Below are 965 nucleotides of genomic sequence, written 5' to 3'. Positions count from 1 at the left end.
GTTTCGCAAACTGAGATTGCTCGTCAACATGCTGTTTGTGCTATGTCAGTAATGCGTTTTGCTAGAAGTACAACAACCTATATTCATTCAAATTATCATTGGCTCCCTAAAAATATTGCTTTTGATGACTTTAAATCTGGTAACTTCGCTAAAAGTAAAATGAGTATGCTATTAATGGATAGTGCTAATCATCGAGTTCTTGATATTATTCGTTCTCGAACTAATCGTTTTCTTAAAAGTTATTTTTTACAATATGATTTAAAAGCCAGAGCGCTTGTTAAAACGGTGACGGTTGATTTATATTCACCTTATCGTAAATTGATAGAAGAACTATTTCCAAATGCTATCATTATAGCTGATCGATTTCATGTGGTGACGCAAGCGTATCAAGCACTAAATAAAGTAAGAATTACAACAATGAAGGAATCCGGTAAGGATTCTCACAACAGTCGAGCACTAAAACGCTATTGGAAATTACTATTGAAGGATTCTGATAAAGTTGACTACCTTCATTATTCTAAGCGAAACAATTTTAAAAATGCGCAATTATGTGATCAAGATGTCGTTGATCGCTTATTAGCGATGTCTGACAAACTAAAAAAAGCTTACGGTTATTATCAAAAACTATTAGGAGCTGTCCATCAGCGTAACGCTTCTCTTTTAAAAGAGTTGACTGCTTCTGCAGCTGGAATGCCTGAACCTATTAAAAAAGCAAATCGAACATTAAAAAAACATCGTGCAGAAATTATTAATAATTTTATCTTTCCCTATTCAAACGGTCCTGTTGAAGGAACTAATAATAAAATAAAGGCTATTAAAAAAACGTCCTATGGATTTAGAAATTTTGATAACTTTCGGCTTAGAATCTTGTTGGCAGTCAAAAATAGTTTTTTGAGTTTGAATTATAAAAATCAGCTACAAAAAGCTGCCCACTCTAATTAAGAGTAGACAGCTAGATAAGCTAT

1 protein-coding gene is annotated in these 965 nt (G+C 33.0%); it reads left to right on the top strand.

From position 1 onward, the window contains the following. The coding region (locus LB941_RS12245) for an ISL3 family transposase (protein WP_253362269.1) at positions 1–942 on the top strand (942 nt) is incomplete at its 5' end. Positions 943–965 lie beyond the last annotated feature (23 nt).

It is taken from the genome of Ligilactobacillus ubinensis, assembly GCF_024160875.1.
GTDB classification, from domain to species: domain Bacteria; phylum Bacillota; class Bacilli; order Lactobacillales; family Lactobacillaceae; genus Ligilactobacillus; species Ligilactobacillus ubinensis.
Note: the sequence above shows the minus strand (reverse complement) of the source record. Positions and strands in the feature narration are given on the sequence as shown.